Raw genomic sequence first — 19,746 nt, 5'->3', positions numbered from 1 at the left:
CCAACCTAAACCTCTTTTGGATATAATCGCGAAATTCTATAAAGGGCTACGAGTGGCAAAAAGAGTATTAGTAAAATTTTCTGGTGAAGCATTGGCTGGTGAAGAAGGGTATGGTATTGATACTCAGATACTTAACTATATTGCAGGTGAGATCAAATCATTGATCGATGCCGGCATTCAAGTTGGTGTTGTAGTAGGTGGTGGGAACATTGTCCGCGGCGTAACTGCTGCTGCTGATGGGATCATCACACGTACAAGTGGTGACTATATGGGAATGTTGGCAACTGTGATCAATGGTGTGGCGATTCAGGAAGCACTTGAACATATCGGTGTGGAAACAAGACTTCAGACTGCAATTGACATGCAAGAGATCGGTGAAGCATTTATCGTAAGACGTGCAAGACGTCATCTTGAAAAAGGAAGAGTAGTTGTATTTGCCGGTGGTACGGGGAACCCATATTTCACCACTGATACTGCTGCGACATTGAGAGCATCTGAAATCGGTGCTGATATGCTTATCAAAGCAACAAAAGTAGACGGTGTGTATGATAAGGACCCTAAAAAGTATCCTGATGCAATAAAACTTGATACAATCAGTTATGACAAAGCACTTGAGGATCACATCAAGGTCATGGATGATACGGCGATTGCACAGGCAAAAGACAACAAGTTACCTATTGTTGTATGTAACATGTTTGAAAAAGGTAATCTTCTTAAGATTATCAACGGTGATACAAGCCTCTGCTCAGTTGTGAAGTAGGGATTAAAGTTAGTTGCTCTAACGGACTTTAATAGAGACTGTTAGATAGGAAAGTGATAAAGAGTTAAAGGATAACGATGAGAACAGAAGTATTGACAGCAAAAGCATTGGAAAAAGTAAACCATGATAAATACCTTTTGGCAAATGCAGTAGGAAAAAGAGCTGAGGCAATTGCTAACGGTGCAACACCTAAAGTAGATGTAGATGTTAAAACAATGAAAGCAACAGATATCGCACTTTTGGAGATTGCTGAAGGTAAAATCGAAGTAAACCTAGAGGAGTAGGCCTCTTGAACGCTTTTCTGGAAAAAGCCAAACGTATTAACACTATTGAAGAGGCAGAGTCTCTTCTGTGGGAATATGTACCCTCTCCTCAACCTAGTACCAAAAAAGCGTTGGAACTCTCTTTAAAAGCACATGAAGGGCAGTTTCGCAAAAGTGGTGAACCTTATATTGTTCATCCGATTCTTGTTGCAGCGATCACTGCTGCATTTTCCAATGATGAAACTATGGTTCAAGCTGCATTGCTGCATGATGTGGTCGAAGATACACACTATGAGATAGATTATCTGGCCGAAGTATTCGGTGAAGACGTTGCTCATCTGGTAGAAGGTTTGACAAAAATCGTCCAGATCCGTGATGAGAAACTAGTATCTTCTGCTTCTGATGAACGTTTGATCAATTCTGCACTCAGCTTTAGAAAAATGCTTATTGCATCAATCAAAGATATCCGTGTATTGGTGATCAAGCTTTGTGACAGGCTGCACAATATGCTCACACTGGATGCTCTACCTCCTCATAAGCAAAAACGTATTGCCGAAGAAACGTTGGTCGTATATGCACCCATCGCTCACCGGCTGGGTATTGCTAGAATGAAAAATCATCTGGAGGATTTGAGTTTTTACTATATTTATCCGGAAGATTATAAGCATATAGATAACTATATCAAGTCAAATTCACAAAACCTACAACTTAAACTCAATGCTTTTATCCAAAAAGTGACAGAGATGATGTTGAAAGATGGGTTTGAAGAAGGGGAGTTTGATATCTTCGGGCGTGTCAAACACTACTATTCCACATATCTTAAGATGCATAGAAAAGGCGTAAGTATTGAAGAAGTACTTGACCTTTTGGCGATACGTATTATCGTAAAGAAACCCATTGAGTGTTACCAGGTACTTGGATTACTTCACCTTGGCTATACACCGCTTGTTTCTCGTTTCAAAGATTATATCGCTGTACCAAAAGAGAATGGATACCGGACGATTCATACAACACTTTTTGATGAAGAGGGGATCGTAGAAGCACAGATCAGAACAGAAGAGATGCACCAGCTTGCAGAGTACGGTGTGGCAGCACACTGGAAATACAAATCAGGCGGTGAAGGGATTAACCTTGAGTGGCTTGAGGGACTGAACTATACCAATGAGTCCATAGAAGAGTTTTATGAACTTGCAAAATGTGATCTCTTCTCTGAGGATATTACGGTCTTTTCACCTAAAGGGGATTATTATACCTTGCCTAAAGGTTCAGTAGCATTGGACTTTGCTTATTTAATCCATACCGAAGTCGGAGCCAATGCAGCTTCAGCGATGATTAATAAACGTGAAGTACCACTTTTGACTGTATTGAAAAACGGTGACATTGTGAATATCATAAAAGATGATACACCGCATCTTCACTGTACCTGGCTTGATACGGTGAGGACTTCCAGAGCTCAAGAGGGTATCAGAGGATTGTGCCGTGCTAGGATAAAAGAAGCAAATACGCTGAGTGCGTATAATATTCTTGGAAATCTATTCAGACAGCCGAGTTCGCAAATGAAAGCATTAGTAGAAGAGATAGGATTACAGGATACGATCTATAAACTGCCATTACAGATCGATTATTATAAAGAGACGATCCGCCAAGTTGCGGAATTTTTGGGTGAAAAAGAGCTTCGTTTTTGGGAACTCATGCGAAAAGGGTATAAAAAGCCTGTACTCAAAGAAGTGGAACATCTTAAATTCTTTACCAACAAGACGATTGAAGGGGTAGAGTTTGATTATTGTTGTCATCCAAAAGTAGGTGACCAGATCGTAGCATTTTATAGTGACAATAAAGCTATTGTTCATCATAAATTATGTAAAAAAGCCTTTGCATTAATGAAAGAGGGACATCCAATGTTCCATGTAAGCTGGTCAACGTCAAAACTCTCACGTTACCGTCTGACGCTAAGTTTACAAAATCAAAAAGGAGTTCTTGCAGAACTTCTTCAAAAACTTACAGAGCTTGATCTTAATGTCATCAGCATAGAACTTGGGATCCAAAGCTCTGACACAGCAGAATATTGTCAGATTGAAGTTGAGAGTGATCAGTCAAATAAAGCAGTATTGGCAGAAAAAATATCACAAAAATTCAAACTTATTGAGATTATCAGTTTGGATGACGCATATAACAAATAAGGATAGAGATAGATGATAACAAAAGCACTTGAAGAGATTCGCAGAGGTACAGCCGAGATCATAGATATGGAAGCAATTGAAAAATTGGTAAGACGTTACTATGAGACCGGCGAGACCTATACTGTAAAAGCAGGATTTGACCCTACTGGAGCAGATCTTCATTTGGGACATACAGTACTGCTTCAAAAGCTTAAAACGTTTCAGGCACATGGAGGAAGAATACAGCTTCTGATCGGAGATTTCACTGCAACTATCGGTGACCCGACAGGAAAAAGTGAGACAAGAAAAGTCCTAGACCGTGCAACAATTATGGCGAATGCAAAGACCTATCAGGAACAGGTTTTTAATGTACTTGATGAGAGTAAAACTACTGTGGTGTATAACTCAAAGTGGCTTGACGAACTCGGTGCAGCAGGAATGGTAGGGCTGACAACACTCTTTAATGTAGCTAGAATGCTAGAACGTGATGATTTTGAAAAACGTTATAAGGCCGGTCAGAGTATCTCTATCTCTGAGTTCCTCTATCCTTTGCTTCAGGGATATGATTCTGTAGAACTAAAATCTGACATTGAAATCGGTGGAACGGATCAAAAGTTCAACCTATTGATGGGAAGACATCTACAAAGATCATATGGTGTAGGGAAAGAGCAAGCTGTATTGATGATGCCTATCCTTGAAGGATTGGATGGTGTACAAAAAATGAGTAAATCTCTCAACAACTATATCGGTATTACAGAGAGCCCTAAAGATATTTATGGGAAAACACTCTCTATCTCTGATGATCTGATGTGGCGATACTATGAACTTCTCAGTGAAAAACCGCTTGACGAGATCGCACAGTTGAGAGAAGATGTAAATAATGGTACCGTTCACCCTAAAATTGCGAAAGAAAACCTTGCTGTAGAGATAACTGCTAGATTTCATAATGAAGAATTAGCTAATATAGCTAAAGAGGAGTTTAACTCCGTATTTAAAGCAAACAATATTCCAACTGATATGGATGAGTTTGATATGGAGGATGGTATCTGGATCTGTCAGGCACTTATGGATGCAGGTTTAGAGCCGTCGACTTCACAGGCTAGAAGAGATATCAAACAAAATGCAGTGAGTATCAACCAAGAGAAGATCAATGACGATAAACTTAATCTAAGTTGTGGAGAGTATATCCTACAAGTAGGAAAAAGAAGATTTGCGAAAGTAAAGGTAAAATAAGTGACATTAAAATCTTTTAAGATCGGTAAATACACGATCGAAAAGCCTATTATACAGGGAGGAATGGGGGTTGGTATCTCTTGGGACCAGCTCGCCGGAAATGTATCTAAAGAGGGTGGGCTTGGTGTTATCTCTGCTGTTGGTACAGGTGTTTATAAAAATAGAAAATATCTCAATGAAAAAGAGATGGTCGGTAAAGAGCACCGTCCAAAAGAAGCGATCAACTTTTACTCTTTTAAAGCACTTCAGAAAATCTTTGAAAATGCAAGAAAGATCTGTGGAGATAAACCGCTTGCAGCAAACATTCTTTATGCTCAAACAGACTATGACCGTGTCGTACAGGATGCATGTAAAGCCGGAGCAAATATTATCATCACAGGTGCCGGTCTACCGCTCACGATGCCTGATGCTGCGAAAGAATACCCTGATGTAGCACTTGTACCGATCGTGTCAACGGCAAAAGCATTAAGGATCCTTTGCCGAAGATGGCAAAAAACACACAATAGGCTACCTGATGCAGTTATTGTAGAAGGGCCGCTTAGTGGAGGGCATCAAGGATTTAAATACGAAGAGTGTTTCCTTCCTGAGAACCAACTTGAAGTGATCTTGCCTCCAGTAGTTGAAGAAGCAAAGAACTGGGGTGATTTCCCAGTGATCGCCGCAGGTGGTATATGGGATCATGATGATATAGTAAAAATGATTGAGCTAGGGGCTTCTGCTGTACAAATGGGTACACGTTTCATAGGTACAGTGGAGTGTGATACCAGTAAAGAAATGAAAGAGATCCTTCTGAATGCAAAAGAAGAGGATATCAAGCTTTTCAAATCACCTGTAGGTTATCCTGCTCGTGGAGTTAAAACGCAGTTACAAGCATCTATAGAAGCCGGTACAGCACCAAAAGTTGCATGTATCTCAAACTGTGTAGCTCCATGTCACAGAGGGGAAGAGGCAAGAGCCGTAGGATATTGTATTGCGGACAGATTGACTGATGCTTATGACGGTATTGTCGAGACCGGTCTTTTCTTCAGTGGTTCTAATGGTTACCGTCTTAATGAGATCATCACTGTAAAAGAGCTGATGGATAAATTAATGAACGGAGAAGAGAAATAGGCCATGTTAAGACGGAGTTATCTTGTCTTCTCTTTTTTTATGATGTTTTTCATCTTTTCCCCTTCTTTGTTTGGGGGAATGAACAGTATGACCAAAGCGGTCGTAAAAAAAGGTGAATTAAGGCTTTTTTTTGCAAAGAAACTTGATAAAAGCAAGATCAAACATTTTGCTCTTCCCAATCCTCATCGTGATATCTATGACTTTAAAGATATGAAAATCGCACATGAACGTGTTCCACTTGGACTCGGAAATAATGTTCGTATCGCTCAAAATAGTGCTAATACTGTACGTGTCGTCATAGAAAGCCAATCAGCTTTCAACCCTACAGCGTACCAACCTATTTTCGGTGAAGACGCGTATCATATTTCTCTACCGAAAGGAAATGCTTATATTCAAAAAGAGTTTACGCCTGCCAAGCAGGCATATTCAAAGCCTCAGGTACAGAAGAAAGAACGTAGTAAACCTCATACTGAAGTAATCGTTATTGATGCTGGTCATGGAGGACATGATAGCGGTGCCATTGCTGGAGGAAAAACTGAAAAAGAACTAGTACTGCAAATTTCAAAAAAGGTTATTACCCAGTTGAAAAAAAGAGGATATCCTGTTTATTTGACAAGAGGTAGTGACCGTTTTCTTAAACTCAATGAGAGAACACGTATTGCAGATAAAAAGGATGCAAAAGTATTTATCTCTATACATGCCAACTCTGTTGTTAAAAGTAAACGAGATAAAATGCAGGGTATAGAGACCTTTTTCTTGCAAAATACAAGAGATGAACGTTCTCAGCGTATTGCAGCGATAGAGAATAAGGCTGTACTGAAGGGAACAGACAGTGTAAGTAAAAATGTGATCATCGATTCAGTACTTAGCGGACCGAAGATCGTAGAGTCAAATAAACTGGCTATAGACATCCATAGGCGTATGATGTCAAATGCAAGAGTCCTTTATAAGGATGTTAAAGACGGCGGGGTTCGTCATGCACCTTTTTATGTTCTTGTTGGTGCAAGCAGACCTTCTGTTCTGATAGAGGTTGGATATATCTCTCATGCAAAAGAACGCAAACGTCTTTTTTCATCAAACTATCAAAAACTTCTTGCAAAAGGTATTGTTGAAGGTATAGAGAACTATCTAAAAAACAGAAGAAGAGAGATCGATTTTTAAAGGTTATAACTGGTAGTATCTAAAAATAAGGGAGTATAGGTATGAGAACGGTTTCACTATTTCTTATTTTTTTATTTGCTATGGCAGGGTGTGCCTCTCCTGATAGATCCAAGGCTTTAGTAGTGATTGATGCAGGACATGGTGGTCATGATACAGGGGCCATATCAGATGGAAAATTTGAAAAAGATCTTGTTCTTAGCATTGCAAAGAGGGTAAAACAAGCATTGCGCCAGAATGGACACCCTGTCTATCTAACCCGTGGAGGTGACAGATTTTTAAAACTTGGTCAACGTACACGTATTGCAGATAAAAAAGGGGCAATGATCTTTCTTTCTATACATGCCAATGCTTCTCCCACTCCCAAGAAAAATGAAATCTTATCAGGTGTAGAAACCTATTATCTACAAAAAAGTGGCGATGCGCGATCACAACATATTGCAGAGCGAGAGAATGCTGCAGTACTCATGGGTACAGATGATCTAAGTAAAGATGTGATCATTGATGCGGTACTCAATGGTCCAAAGATCGTTGAGTCTCATAAATTGGCTATTGATGTACAAAGAGAAATGCTTAACAAAATGAGAAGTGAGTGTCGAGATGTGAAGGACGGCGGGGTGAGAGCTGGACCATTCTATGTACTTGTTGGAGCAAGCAGGCCATCTATTCTTGTTGAAGTGGGATATCTTTCCAATACAAAAGAACGTCAAAGACTTTTTGACGCAGAATACCAAAATGCTATAGCAAAAGGTATAGCTTCAGGTATCGGAAGATATTTGGACAATCGTAAAAAAGAGATTGATATTTAAAAGATTACATCTCGATTAAAACGGTATTAATTCTATCAATAATTTCATTGATAGCTTCTGGGAACCTCGCAAGTTCCTCCTCCATCTGTGTATCGATTGTTTTACCTAGTTCTATATTGTCAAGCAGATTAAGGTATTTACTTAGGATATCCCGTTTAACGGCACACTCTTTACACATCACTAAACTTTCACATAGACTATCATTAAGTTGCAGATAGGTATTCTCTGTCGCATCAATCAATACTTTAAGATATTTCTTATGCGATAGGTCTTCTGCTGTAAGACTCCCACTTAAAACAATTTTGACCATTTCAAACTTGGCCTTGATCACCAAAACTTTTTCTTTCATGAACTTCCTCCTACAAAAGTTATATTAAAGTATAACCTAAGATGATTAAAATTTAATGTACAGTATTATTGGATTAATTGATTAAAAATGTACAAATAAATTGTATAAAGCGAGTAAGTATGACGTGGGTAATAATGTGTTATGCAGTCAGGTAAGAATGAAAAGATAATCCTGCTGATCTTAAAATAATAAAGATCAACAGGATGTAGTAAAAAAAGTGCTATTTACTATTTGTAGTTTTTGATCGCTTTTTCAAGGATTTCTGTAGCAGCAGCTTTGTCTTTGAATCCTGATACTTTTACCCATTTGTTAGGCTCAAGCATTTTGTATGTTTCAAAGAAGTTCTTGATACGGTTAAGTGTATGCTCAGGAACATCAGAAAGATCTTGGATATTAGCATATGTAGGATCGATTTTATTAGTCGGTACTGCAAGTAGTTTTTCATCACCACCTTTTTCATCTTCAGTGAGAAGTACACCGATCAATCTACATTTGATATATGATCCTGCCTGAAGTTGATAATCACATAATACAAGCACATCTGCAGGGTCACCATCATCAGAAAGAGTATTCGCAACAAAACCATAGTTTGCAGGGTAGTGTACAGCTGAAAAAAGAACTCTGTCTACTTCTACTGCACCAGACTCTTTGTCAATCTCATATTTGATGTTTGAGTTTAGCGGTACTTCGATGACTACTTTTACTTCATCTGGGCATTTGCCCGGTCCGATTTTACTAATATCCATTTGAATATCTCCATAAAAATTTTTTGTGATAATACCATAACTATGGTAATAGGCAAGAATTATTAGAAATATATATGATACTAATAAATGTTGAAGCAGTATACCCTCCCTTTAAAGAAGGAGGTTTAGTGATATATAAAGTGTTTTTTTAACCACAAATAGTAAAGTGCTGCAAAGATAAATCCTATACCTAGTACAGAAGTGATAGACTCCAGGCTCATTCCCCATTTTGCAGCATATCCTATGAACATAGCCGTAAGAACATTGGATACCATAAAGAACATGTCATTGTAGGAGATAACACGGCCTAAATATGCCTTATCGGTATTTTCCTGTATCATCAAGTATGTGTACGCCCAAATCGTCGTGGTAAAGAGTCCTACAATAAAGATAGCTATCAATGAAATATAGAAGTTTGCTTGCAGCTGGCTCCATGTGATGATAGCTACACCTTGTGCGATCAAAAAGTATTGCAGATTGTTTTGACTGATAATCTTGGAAAAGAGTACAGAGCCAAGGAGCAAGGCAATCGCACGTGTGGCATTCAACCACCCTATCGCCAGTGCAACGGCAATAATTTCTTTGTATTTGAAATCAGCCAAAAGTGTAACAAGTGCATCAAAGCTTGTGAGACCGATACTCGCATGGAGCAAGATCAAGTGCAATAATTTAGGGCTGTTTTTGAGATAAATGAAACCATTTTTGAACATTTTCCAATTTGAGTCAGTATGTTCTTCTTTTTCCAAATCCAATGTTAAACCAAGTAGAAGCAAGACTGCTAAGCCATAGAGGAGTGCATCAAATATAAAGGCAGCATCATATCCCATATAATGTGTCGCTATTCCCCCGATGGCCATTCCTGATGCATAGCATATAGACCAGATTACAGAGTGTATTTCATTAGTACGTTGAAGCATTTTACCTTGAAGTATCTTGGGAAACAGTGTCATTTCGGCAGAAAAAAGCATCGATGCAGCAGCAGAACGGATAAAGATCAAAAGCATCAGTATCCAAACATAGCTCAACGAATCTATCAGTATAAAACCAAGTGTCATAGTGATCTCGACAAAAAGCAGGGTCATCATCAGTCTTTTAAAGTCTACTTTATCTACGATGATACCAATGATAGGAGCAAGCACAACTGCCGGAAGCATACTCATTGCTGCTGTTAAAGCAATTGTGATTTCATCAGCTCCATAGCCTACAAGCATAGAAAATATAGCAACTTGTGAAAACCACGTACCAAAATAGGAGAGGAACTGTATAATAGAAAGCCGTCTTACAACAGGGTGTTTCAGTGTCTGGATATAGTCTGTCATTTAGTCATTGCTCTCATCTTCAAGGGTGTAGTCTATAGCTTTTTCATCAAGCAGTTTTGTATACATTTCAAATGCTTTCTGTGCCATAGTTTCATCGTATGATGCCACAGAGATAGAGACTTTCCATCCATCACTATACAGTTTGGGCAGAGATGAAAATTCTACTTCTTTTGGCATTTTTTCCATCACTTCTATGAAAAGATTCTCTTTACATGATGCAGTGAGTGTATGGCGGAAATAAGTCTGTTTGTTTGGAATGAGTCTATTTAAGATCTCTTCAACCATAGGATGGCTCATCTCAGGAAAGCCAGGCATAAAAAAATACCGTTCATCAAGGCTGAATGCCGGCATTTTATTGACAGGGTTATCCATGAGTTTTGAGCCTTTTGGAAGTTCTGCCATACGGACAGAGTAAGGATATGCCTTCTCTCCCAACTGATCAATGATGATTTGTTTCGCTTCTTCATGGACAGGTAGTGTACCGTCTCTAAGTGCAATAGCAGCACATTTTCTGGTATGGTCATCTGGAGTTGATCCGATCCCACCAAAACTTAATAGCACTGGATTTGGTTGTGAGGCAATAAATTTGATTGATTGTACGATAAGTGCTGGATCATCTTCTATGATAAATGAACCAGTAAGCTTGTAGCCTCTTTTTGTCAAAGAGGAAGTAACATAGTCAAAATGCTTGTCACGTCTTCGTTTATTAAGTATCTCTGTACCGATAATCAGTACAAAAAAATTTGGAAGACTCATTTATTTCCTTTGGTGAGATTGTTTTTTGCGTATTATAGCTAACTACATTCTATTTTTATAGGTGATTAAAAATTAATCACAATAGTGGTTATTAAAGCAATCAATATAAGCTATACTTTGATTAAGAGGAAGAAAGAAGCCCGATAATATATCGGCTGATTGTATTTATAAGTGCCTGAAGACCCTCCTGATTTCAATAGTTTCACTTTTTTCATAATTGTCCACTTCAGGTACTTATAAATACAAAAGCACTCCTGTGGATATCACTCACCTTTGAACTCTGCAAAAAATAATAATAATTTAAAATTACATATTGACAAACCATCTTTTATGTTATAATGGAACAAGATTCTAAATAAAAGGAGTCAATATGAAAAGAATAGATATCAAAAAAGTGTCTTTAGCATTTGTGTTAGGGTTGATGATGATCGGATGTGCAGAACCTAGCCCGAATACAAAAAAAGGTGCATTGGTCGGTGCTGCAAGCGGTGCTGTTGTATCTGGTGTGACCGGTGGTAATGTTGTCAAAGGTGCAGCGGTCGGTGCTGTAGTTGGTGGGACAGTTGGATATATCTCAGATCAATAAGAGTCTTCTCTTAGTTCTGAGAAATAAGTCTGTATAGAGGAATTTTACTTATTCCTCTATATAGTTTTTGAGTTTTCTACCGACTTTCGGATGTTTTAGTTTCTTAATCGCCGAGCTTTCGATCTGGCGTACACGCTCACGCGTTACATTGAGTTCTTTACCGATCTCTTCAAGAGTTCTGTCACTTTCATCTTCTAATAGCCCGAATCTCATACGGATTACGGCTTTCTCTCTTTCATTCAGTTGATCAAGTACTTCATCGATCTGAAGGTTGAGGTCGTCTTTGAGTACCGCATCTGTAGGGCTAAGCGTATCTTTATCTTCAATAAAGTCTCCGAATCTTCCATCATCCTCATCACCTACCGGTGTTTCAAGGCTCACCGGTTCTTTAGTGATCTTAATGACATTTTTTACTTTATCCACAGAGAGTCCTACTTCTTCAGCGATCGTTTCAAGATCAGGCTCTCTTCCTGTTTCTTGAAGATGTTTACGAATGATCTTATTGATACGGTTGATCGTTTCGATCATGTGGATCGGGATACGGATCGTACGTGCCTGATCTGCGATGGCACGGCTGATCGCCTGACGGATCCACCATGTAGCATACGTAGAGAACTTATATCCCTTCTCATACTCGAACTTATCAACAGCTTTCATGAGCCCGATATTTCCTTCTTGGATAAGATCAAGGAACGGAAGTCCACGGTTCGTATAACGTTTAGCGATGGATACAACAAGTCTCAGGTTTGACTTGGCCATACGTGTTTTTGCTTTTTCACTTTTTGCTTTACCCTGACGGATCTGGTTAAGTACCTCCTGGAGCTTCTCTTCACTAAGGTCAAATCCGCCTTTACTTGCTTCACGTGTCTCAAAGAGTTTTTTGATCTCCACATAAGTACTTACCATTGTAGTTTCCGGAACAGCATCAATGATATCATCTTTATCCATATTGATAATATTATCCAGGATTTTTTGGTGGTTCTTTTTCAAGATATCGTTAAAGAGCGGAAGTTTGTACTCAAGACGTCTAAGCTCTTTTTCAAAGCTATCATCACTGGTCAGTGCTGTTTCCATTGCTTTAACAAGCTCATTGATCAGTTTTGATGTAGGTCCAAGATTGATCAATGCACGCTTAAGCAGCTCTTTTTTGAAAGCTACTTTAAGACGCTCATGAAGGATGACTTCTTCATCAGTCTCATCCTCCATGAGTTTGAGCATCTCTTCACGTGCTTTCATCCACTCTTTTTTTGCTTTTTCTAGCTGTTTGAAACTGTCTACGACCTGTTTTACTCTGCTATCATCTTTTGGCGAAGTTTCATTCTCTTCATCTTCATCAGTATCAGTATCATCATCATCTTTGTCTGAATCACCGTTTTTGTCATCTTCAAAACTTTTGAAAAGTTCTTTTACACGTCTTTCACGGTTTAAAAGAGGACCTTTGTAGTTGAGGATATAGTCTATCAAATAAGGTACAGAACAAATTGCATCCAGAATAATATTCTCACCCTCTTCAATTCTTTGCGAAAGTTCTACTTCCTCTTCTTTTGTAAGTAGAGGGATTTTCCCCATTTCACGCAAGTACATACGAACAGGAGAGTCAGAACGGCTCCACTCAAGGAGTTCTTTCTCTTTATGAAGGTCAAATTCTTCTAACTCTTCTCCTGCTGCAATCTTTTTTCTTGCTTCTTCAATTTTTTCAGCTTGCTGTGTAGTGAGAAGTTTGGCATATTCAGATGAACTTACAATATCTATTTTATTATCTTCAGATAACTTTAGAATTTTTTTTGCCTGTGCAGCGGTGATTTGTTTGTTAAATTCTTTAGCGATGTTTTCGAGTGTGATTACATCACCCTTTTTTTTGGAAGCAAATAATGCTTCTACGCTTTTAATGCTGTCTTTTGCTGCTGCCATTAGTTTCCTTGTCCATGAGAATTTGAATTCAAACTCAGTTAATATTAAGGTTGGATTATACCGAAATTTTGTTAGAAATAATAGGGGTAATTTGGTGATTTCTGTTTTTTTGGCTATAATCGCGAAAATATTTTTGGGGCAAAGCCTCGTTTTAAGGATTAGATTTTGCAAGGTAAAGTTTGGAAATTTGGTGACAACATCGATACTGATTTGATCATCGCAGCAAGATATCTTAATACTTCTGAGCCGTCAGAATTGGCAAAACACGTGATGGAAGATGCAGATCCGTCATTTGTGAACAATATGCGTGAAGGTGATATCATCGTAGCAGGTGAAAATTTCGGTTGTGGTTCAAGTAGAGAACACGCACCTATCGCACTTAAAGCAGCAGGTGTTGCAGCAGTTGTTGCACCTACATTTGCACGTATCTTTTATAGAAATGCATTTAATATGGGACTTCCGATTTTTGAACTTCCTGAAGCTGCAGAGATCAATGAAGGTGATACGATCCGTATTGATATGGATGCCGGTGAGATCATCAATGTAACACAGGCAAAAACCTACAAGTTCACACCTATTCCTGCATTTATGCAAGAGCTCGTTGATGCAGGTGGATTGATCAATTATGCAAAACAAGAAATCGCAAAACAACAAGCGTAAAAAAGGTTATATATCATGAGTAATAGTTATAGAATCGGTGTGATTAAAGGTGATGGGATCGGTCCGGAGATCATCGATGAGGCGATCAAAGTACTGGATGCAGTATCTGTTAAAGAGGGATTTACACTAAGATATGAAGAGATGCTTCTTGGTGGAGCAGCGATCGATGAAACAGGTGTACCATTGCCTGATGAAACAATTCAGGGTGTAAAGAAGTGTGATGCAGTACTTTTCGGTGCGATCGGTGGGCCAAAATGGGATAACCTGGAGAGACACCTGCGTCCAGAGACAGGTCTTCTTGGACTTCGTAAAGAGATGGGTACATTTGCAAACCTTCGCCCGGCAATGGTTTATGATGAGCTTGTAAATGCATCTAGCCTTAAACCAGAAGTGATTAAAGGTGTAGATATCATGGTTGTACGTGAGCTGACAGGTGGTATCTATTTTGGTCAGCCAAGAGCGATCGAGGGTGATAAAGCTTATAACACAATGGTCTATACTCGTGAAGAGGTAGAGCGTATTGCTGTAGTGGCATTTGATATCGCAATGAAACGTGACAAACGTGTTTGTTCAGTTGACAAAGCAAACGTACTTGAAGTAAGTCAGTTCTGGAGAGATATCGTTGAAGAGGTAGCGAAAGACTATCCAGAAGTAGAGTTGACACATATGTATGTAGACAATGCAGCAATGCAACTCATTCGTGCACCTAAACAGTTTGATGTTATTTTGACAGGGAATATCTTCGGTGATATCCTTTCAGATGCTGCAAGTATGCTTAGCGGTTCGATAGGGCTTCTTCCAAGTGCAAGTACAGGAAAAGGTGTAGGTCTTTATGAACCGATTCACGGTTCAGCACCGGACATTGCCGGTCAAGGGATCGCTAACCCACTTGCTACGATTTCAAGTGCAAGTATGATGTTGCGTTATGCACTCGGTGAAGAAAAAGCTGCAGACAGAATTGATGATGCGATCAAAAAAGCACTTGCTGAAGGTTATCGTACCGGAGACCTTGGTGACTATGATGCAAAAGAGATCTGTTCATGTAGTGAGATCGGTGATATCATCGCAGCCTATGCATCAAAATAAGTAAGGTAAGAAACGAACTCTGTTCGTTTCACCTCTCTTAAAAAAGCTGCCGATACGGCATTTTTTTTAAGAGATTGCTATATTATGCGCAACTTGTCGCATTTAAAATAATGGTTTTTCTTTTTTCTCTATACTTTTAGAATAATCTATATATAACTTATGGTGTTAAGGGTAACATAAATGGAAACAAAAGCAAGGGTCCTGATCGACTGTAATGATGCAAAGGGATTGGTCTATAAGATCTCAAAAGTTTTTTTTGAAAAAGATCTGAACATTGATTCCAACCGTGAATTTGTAGATAAAGAGAGCGGTAGGTTCTTTATGCGTTCTGTGGTAACAGGTATCTTTGAACCTGACGAACTTTTAAATGAATTGAAGGCCATCACTCCAGAAGATGCGGATATCAAAGTGATCGTACCTAAGCCTAAGAAGATCATACTGATGGCTACTAAAGAATCACATGCACTTGGAGATATCTTGATCCGTCATGCTGACGGTGAACTGGATGCTGAGATAGAATGTGTGATCGGAAACCATAATACACTTGAAGAACTTGTTCGTCGTTTTGATATTCCGTTCTTCTGTATTGCAGCAGATGGAATGAATAGAGAAGAACATGAAGAAAAAGTAATGGAGCTTATCAACAAGTTCGAATTTGACTTCATTGTACTTGCAAAATATATGCGTATTCTAACACCTAAATTTGTGAATGCGTATGAGGAAAAGATCATCAATATCCACCACTCATTCCTCCCGGCGTTTATCGGTGCAAACCCATATAAACAAGCCCATGAAAGAGGTGTAAAGATCATCGGTGCAACGGCACACTTTGTAACGGATGATCTTGATGAAGGACCGATTATCGCGCAAGATGTGATCCCTGTCAACCACCGTATGGGATGGAGAGAAATGCAAAGAGCGGGGCGTGATGTAGAAAAAGTGGTACTTTCACGTGCACTTTCTTATGTACTCAATGACCGTGTGTTTGTCCACGGAAATAAAACGATTGTCTTCTAAAAATGTTTAATATTGTACTCGTAGAACCGATGATCCCTCAAAATACAGGAACTATAGGACGTTTATGTGTCAATATCGGTGCTACACTGCATCTGATCAAGCCGATCGGTTTTGATATCGATGATAAGGCAGTGAAACGTGCGGGTTTGGATTACTGGAAGCATCTTGATCTGGTAGTTTGGGAGAGTTTTGAAGAGTTTCTTGCCGCACATCCTATCGATGAACACACCCACATGGCAACTACCAAAACAGACAAGCTTTACTTTGAAGCAAACTTCCAGAAAGGTGACTATATCCTTTTTGGTTCTGAAAGCAAAGGGATAGATGAAAGAGTACTTCTTGAACACCCTGAAAACTGTATCACCATCCCGATGGGAGGTGCCGGACGCAGTCTTAACCTGGGAGTGAGTGTCGGTATTGTTACCTATGAGGCATTGCGTCAAAACTATGAAGGGTTTGAGAAGATTACCATCCCCAACACATTAAAGGACAGTTGATGAGTTTTGGAGATGTAATTTATATTTTTGCCGTTATACTGTTTGCATTTATGACGTTTGTGATCATTCGCAACTATTTTAGAAGTAAGTTTGATGATGAAGGAAGACGGACGGATATGTTGGATGAGTATGAAGATGATTCATCCAAAAAGTAACTAATCAAACTACAACAAACAATTTTTTCGCTACCGATATGAGGTAGCAAATCTTTTCTAAACTCTACACATCAAAAAGCGTATTTTCCGCGATACACTCAAAATTCAATCTATATCAAAGTGTGTTATACTGCTAAATAGAGAGTATACAGCGGTTTTTTATAGAAAACTGTTCGAATATTCATTTCTAAAGGGGAGAGAATATATCGGTATGACATATTATGTACTTATAGTAGCTTCTTTTATATTTTTGCTAAACGGTTGTGGTGACAAAAGAAATGATGGAACAGTTGTGAGCGGTATTGTAGAGGTACAAGAGGTCGATTTAGGGTTTGAAGAGAGTGGAATTATACAAAGTGTGAATGTAGAAGTAGGTGATTGGGTCAAAATATCACAAAGCATTGCTGCACTTGATAGCGAACAATTATCATTGGACTTTGAAGCACTAAAGTATGAGTATGAACGTACAAAAGCAGACCTGGAAAACTTGAACAACACACCGCGTCCTGAAGAGTTGGAAGTTGTCAAAGCAAAAGCCGAAGCTGCCCAAACCGATTATGATCTGGCGAAAGATGAATATGAACGAAGTTTGGTATTGTTTAAACAAGGTGTTAGAAATGAACAGGGGTATCTAGAACAGTTAGCCAGGTATCAAAGGACAGAAGCATTACTCAAAGAAGCGCGTGCAAGTGTAGAACTGGTTGCTGCAGGCAGTAAAAAGGAAGCGATCAAAGCGACACAGATGCAGATGCAATCGATGGAAAAAAAGTTGGAAAGTATGGGAGTACGTTTAGATAAACGTACATTAAAATCTCCGCAAGAGGGGATGGTACTTACACGAAATTTTGAAGCCGGTGAATTTGTGAAAGCAGGACAGACAGTTGTCACTGTTGCTGACCTTGAAGACTGTTGGATCAAAATATACCTGCCTGAAAAAGCTTTTGTTGATATACATCTGGGAGAAAAAGTCAGTATCAGGTGGGATTCAAAAGAGGATTATCCGCTGGAAGGAAATGTGAGTGAGATATCTGAGGAAGCTTCGTTCGCACCACGTATGAATTTACGCAAAGAGGAACGTAGTGATCTCTATTTCCCTGTAAAAATAAAAGTTGATAATTCAGATCATAAGCTAAAACCGGGAATGCCAGCGGATGTCATCTTTAGCTATTAAAACTGATAACCTTGTCAAAGTATTTGGAGAAAAAAGAGCTGTAGACGGTTTGAATCTCAGTATTGGGAAAGGGATGATTTACGGCTTTTTGGGTCCAAACGGGTGTGGTAAGACTACTACATTAAGAATGCTGTGCGGTGTTCTCTCTCCAAGTGAAGGAGAGATTGCACTACTAGGTGAAAGTGTTACTCCCTATCCGATGAAAATACGAAGTAAGATAGGATATATGTCCCAGAACTTCTCTCTTTATAATGAACTCAGTGTGATTGAAAACCTTAATTTTTATGCTTTATTGTACGGATTGGAGGGGAAAGAAAAAAAACGTCGTATTGAAGATTTGATAGAGGTTACTAAGCTGACAGAGTATCGTAATACACTTGCACGGAACCTCTCAGGGGGATGGAGGCAACGGTTGGCACTTGCCGTGGCGATCATCCATCAACCTGAAGTGCTTTTTCTTGATGAGCCTACCAGTGGTGTTGATCCTGTATCAGCACGCTTGTTTTGGGATATTGTCTATGAGCTTGCTGCTGAGGGGGTAAGCATAGTGGTGAGTACACACTCTATGGATGAAGCAGAACATTGTGACAAAGTAGGATTTCTGGATAAGGGACATCTATTGCAGGAAGGATCGCCTGCAGAGCTTCGAAAAGCATTTCCGGCGAAGATGGTATCTATCAGAACGGATAAACCTATGCAGTTGTCACATGAACTTTCTGAACGTTTTGGTTCACAGATGCACAGTTACATCTTTGGCAATGAAGTACGTATCCGTCTGGAGAATGATGATGAACAGATGTTGAAAGAGTATGAGTATCGTAGAGTAGAACCTACACTTGAGGATATTTTTGTATATATGACGGAGCATAACAGTGTGGCATAGACTCAAAGCACTTTTGTATAAAGAGTTTATACAGATGAGACGTGACCGTTTGACATTTGCCATTATGATAGGTATACCTATTATACAGCTCATGATTTTTGGTTTTGCTATCAACACAGAAGTGAAACACCTGCCAACGATCGTGAATGACCAGTCACGATCCATGGAGAGCAGGCATTTACTGCAATCCTTTGTAGCCAGTGGTTATTTTGATATCGTTGCTTATACGGATTCATTGGAAAAAGTTCAAGAGGCTATTGATCGTTCTGAAGTAAAGGTGGGATTTTTCTTTCCTCCTGATTATGCACTGCATATTAGTGCACGTCAAAATGCAAAAGTGGAGATGATCGTTGATGCCAGTGATTCGATGTCGGCAGCTTCAGCTATTTCCACTGCACAATTGATCGCATTAAATTACAATAGAGAACTCTTGGATAATGATGCAAAACAAGAAGAGGCTTTTTCTCTTTTTATCCATCCTCTCTATAATCCTGATTTTGTCAGTGCCTACTATATGGTACCGGGTATTCTTGGAATCATATTGACGATTACTATGGTAATGATCACAGCGATTTCTATCGTCAAGGAAAAGGAGTTTGGAACCCTCGAACAGCTTTTGGTTACACCGATGCGCACTATGGAATTAATGCTTGGAAAAATCATTCCCTATGTCGTTATCGGATATTTTCAATTGACGCTGGCCTTGTTGATAGGTATTCTTGTTTTTCAGATCCCTATTATGGGTAGCTTGTTATTGTTTTATGTGTTAACCACGATCTTTATCCTGGCATCATTAAGCCTGGGAATCCTTATCTCTACATTAGCACGAAATCAGCTGCAAGCTGTTCAACTCTCTTTTTTTATGGTACTTCCCACGATCCTGCTAAGCGGGTTTATGTTCCCTCGTGAAGCGATGCCGCCTTTCTTTTATTATCTGGGCGACTTGTTTCCTCTGACTTTTTTTCTTGAGATTGTGAGGGGAATTCTGCTCAAAGGAGTTAGTATCGAGTACTTGTACACTCCGACATTGGCATTGTTTGCATTTGTTGTGATATTACTTGGAATAAGTATAGTTATCTTTTCAAGGTTTGTAAGACGATCCTGACTAACCCCCTATT

General features: G+C 39.1%; 21 protein-coding genes. 16 read left to right on the top strand and 5 right to left on the bottom strand.

All coding sequences use genetic code 11. From position 1 onward, the window contains the following. Positions 1–52 precede the first annotated feature (52 nt). The 7 genes from pyrH (at position 53) to PGH07_RS02595 (ending at position 7,492) form a co-directional block, all read left to right on the top strand. Positions 53–760, top strand: a complete 708-nt coding sequence (gene pyrH / locus PGH07_RS02625; RefSeq protein ID WP_289412371.1) for a UMP kinase — start codon at positions 53–55, stop codon at positions 758–760. 77 nt (positions 761–837) lie between these two features. Further along, a complete protein-coding gene (locus PGH07_RS02620; protein WP_289412370.1) occupies positions 838–1,044 on the top strand; it encodes a DNA-directed RNA polymerase subunit omega in 207 nt (68 codons plus the stop codon). A gap of 5 nt (positions 1,045–1,049) precedes the next feature. Further along, a complete protein-coding gene (locus PGH07_RS02615) occupies positions 1,050–3,203 on the top strand; it encodes a RelA/SpoT family protein (RefSeq protein ID WP_289412369.1) in 2,154 nt (717 codons plus the stop codon). 12 nt (positions 3,204–3,215) lie between these two features. Then, positions 3,216–4,415 (top strand): tyrosine--tRNA ligase, encoded by a 1,200-nt coding sequence (gene tyrS, locus PGH07_RS02610; protein ID WP_289412368.1) that lies wholly within the window; start codon positions 3,216–3,218, stop codon positions 4,413–4,415. Then, positions 4,416–5,525 carry a nitronate monooxygenase gene (locus PGH07_RS02605; RefSeq protein WP_289412366.1) on the top strand — a complete coding sequence of 370 codons (1,110 nt, stop codon included), beginning with the start codon at positions 4,416–4,418 and terminating at the stop codon, positions 5,523–5,525. 87 nt (positions 5,526–5,612) lie between these two features. Continuing rightward, a complete protein-coding gene (locus tag PGH07_RS02600) occupies positions 5,613–6,686 on the top strand; it encodes an N-acetylmuramoyl-L-alanine amidase (RefSeq protein WP_289412365.1) in 1,074 nt (357 codons plus the stop codon). A 41-nt stretch (positions 6,687–6,727) separates the two neighbouring features. Continuing rightward, positions 6,728–7,492, top strand: coding sequence for an N-acetylmuramoyl-L-alanine amidase family protein (locus tag PGH07_RS02595; protein WP_289412364.1), 765 nt, complete (start codon positions 6,728–6,730; stop codon positions 7,490–7,492). A gap of 4 nt (positions 7,493–7,496) precedes the next feature. Here PGH07_RS02595 and PGH07_RS02590 read toward each other — a convergent pair whose 3' ends face one another. The 4 genes from PGH07_RS02590 to PGH07_RS02575 form a co-directional block, all read right to left on the bottom strand. After that, positions 7,497–7,841: a hypothetical protein gene (locus PGH07_RS02590; protein ID WP_289412363.1), complete on the bottom strand. Its 345-nt coding sequence runs from the start codon at positions 7,839–7,841 to the stop codon at positions 7,497–7,499. A gap of 227 nt (positions 7,842–8,068) precedes the next feature. Then, on the bottom strand, positions 8,069–8,587 hold the full coding sequence (ppa, locus tag PGH07_RS02585; RefSeq protein WP_289412361.1) for an inorganic diphosphatase: 519 nt from the start codon (positions 8,585–8,587) through the stop codon (positions 8,069–8,071). Between the two features lie 125 nt (positions 8,588–8,712). Then, positions 8,713–9,906 (bottom strand): MFS transporter, encoded by a 1,194-nt coding sequence (locus PGH07_RS02580; protein WP_289412360.1) that lies wholly within the window; start codon positions 9,904–9,906, stop codon positions 8,713–8,715. Further along, positions 9,907–10,662 (bottom strand): competence/damage-inducible protein A, encoded by a 756-nt coding sequence (locus PGH07_RS02575; protein WP_289412359.1) that lies wholly within the window; start codon positions 10,660–10,662, stop codon positions 9,907–9,909. Between the two features lie 370 nt (positions 10,663–11,032). On the opposite strand from PGH07_RS02575, the gene PGH07_RS02570 reads away from it, so the two are divergent. Beyond that, entirely contained in the window at positions 11,033–11,248 is a 216-nt protein-coding gene (locus PGH07_RS02570; RefSeq protein WP_289412358.1) for a YMGG-like glycine zipper-containing protein, read from the top strand. A gap of 48 nt (positions 11,249–11,296) precedes the next feature. On the opposite strand, the gene rpoD is transcribed toward PGH07_RS02570, so the two are convergent. Continuing rightward, the gene (gene rpoD, locus PGH07_RS02565; protein WP_289412357.1) at positions 11,297–13,159 is read right to left on the bottom strand and encodes an RNA polymerase sigma factor RpoD; all 1,863 of its coding nucleotides are present in this window, start codon (positions 13,157–13,159) and stop codon (positions 11,297–11,299) included. A 165-nt stretch (positions 13,160–13,324) separates the two neighbouring features. On the opposite strand from rpoD, the gene PGH07_RS02560 reads away from it, so the two are divergent. From PGH07_RS02560 to PGH07_RS02525, 8 genes are all read left to right on the top strand, one after another. After that, the gene (locus PGH07_RS02560) at positions 13,325–13,819 is read left to right on the top strand and encodes a 3-isopropylmalate dehydratase small subunit (RefSeq protein ID WP_289412356.1); all 495 of its coding nucleotides are present in this window, start codon (positions 13,325–13,327) and stop codon (positions 13,817–13,819) included. A gap of 15 nt (positions 13,820–13,834) precedes the next feature. Next, positions 13,835–14,905 carry a 3-isopropylmalate dehydrogenase gene (gene leuB / locus PGH07_RS02555; protein WP_289412354.1) on the top strand — a complete coding sequence of 357 codons (1,071 nt, stop codon included), beginning with the start codon at positions 13,835–13,837 and terminating at the stop codon, positions 14,903–14,905. A 180-nt stretch (positions 14,906–15,085) separates the two neighbouring features. Continuing rightward, complete coding sequence (gene purU, locus PGH07_RS02550) at positions 15,086–15,922, top strand: formyltetrahydrofolate deformylase (RefSeq protein WP_289412353.1); 837 nt, start codon at positions 15,086–15,088, stop codon at positions 15,920–15,922. Between the two features lie 2 nt (positions 15,923–15,924). Further along, positions 15,925–16,419 (top strand): tRNA (cytidine(34)-2'-O)-methyltransferase, encoded by a 495-nt coding sequence (locus tag PGH07_RS02545; protein WP_289412352.1) that lies wholly within the window; start codon positions 15,925–15,927, stop codon positions 16,417–16,419. Next, entirely contained in the window at positions 16,419–16,574 is a 156-nt protein-coding gene (locus PGH07_RS02540) for a hypothetical protein (protein WP_289412350.1), read from the top strand. The genes PGH07_RS02545 and PGH07_RS02540 overlap by 1 nt, the downstream gene beginning before the upstream one ends. A gap of 211 nt (positions 16,575–16,785) precedes the next feature. Next, positions 16,786–17,745, top strand: a complete 960-nt coding sequence (locus PGH07_RS02535) for an HlyD family secretion protein (RefSeq protein ID WP_289412348.1) — start codon at positions 16,786–16,788, stop codon at positions 17,743–17,745. After that, complete coding sequence (locus PGH07_RS02530; RefSeq protein WP_289412347.1) at positions 17,726–18,628, top strand: ABC transporter ATP-binding protein; 903 nt, start codon at positions 17,726–17,728, stop codon at positions 18,626–18,628. Before PGH07_RS02535 ends, PGH07_RS02530 begins: the two co-directional genes overlap by 20 nt. Further along, on the top strand, positions 18,618–19,733 hold the full coding sequence (locus tag PGH07_RS02525) for an ABC transporter permease (RefSeq protein ID WP_289412346.1): 1,116 nt from the start codon (positions 18,618–18,620) through the stop codon (positions 19,731–19,733). The genes PGH07_RS02530 and PGH07_RS02525 overlap by 11 nt, the downstream gene beginning before the upstream one ends. Positions 19,734–19,746 lie beyond the last annotated feature (13 nt).

Origin of the sequence: Sulfurovum zhangzhouensis (genome assembly GCF_030347965.1) — a bacterium.
GTDB classification, from domain to species: Bacteria; Campylobacterota; Campylobacteria; order Campylobacterales; family Sulfurovaceae; genus Sulfurovum; species Sulfurovum zhangzhouensis.
Note: the sequence above shows the minus strand (reverse complement) of the source record. Positions and strands in the feature narration are given on the sequence as shown.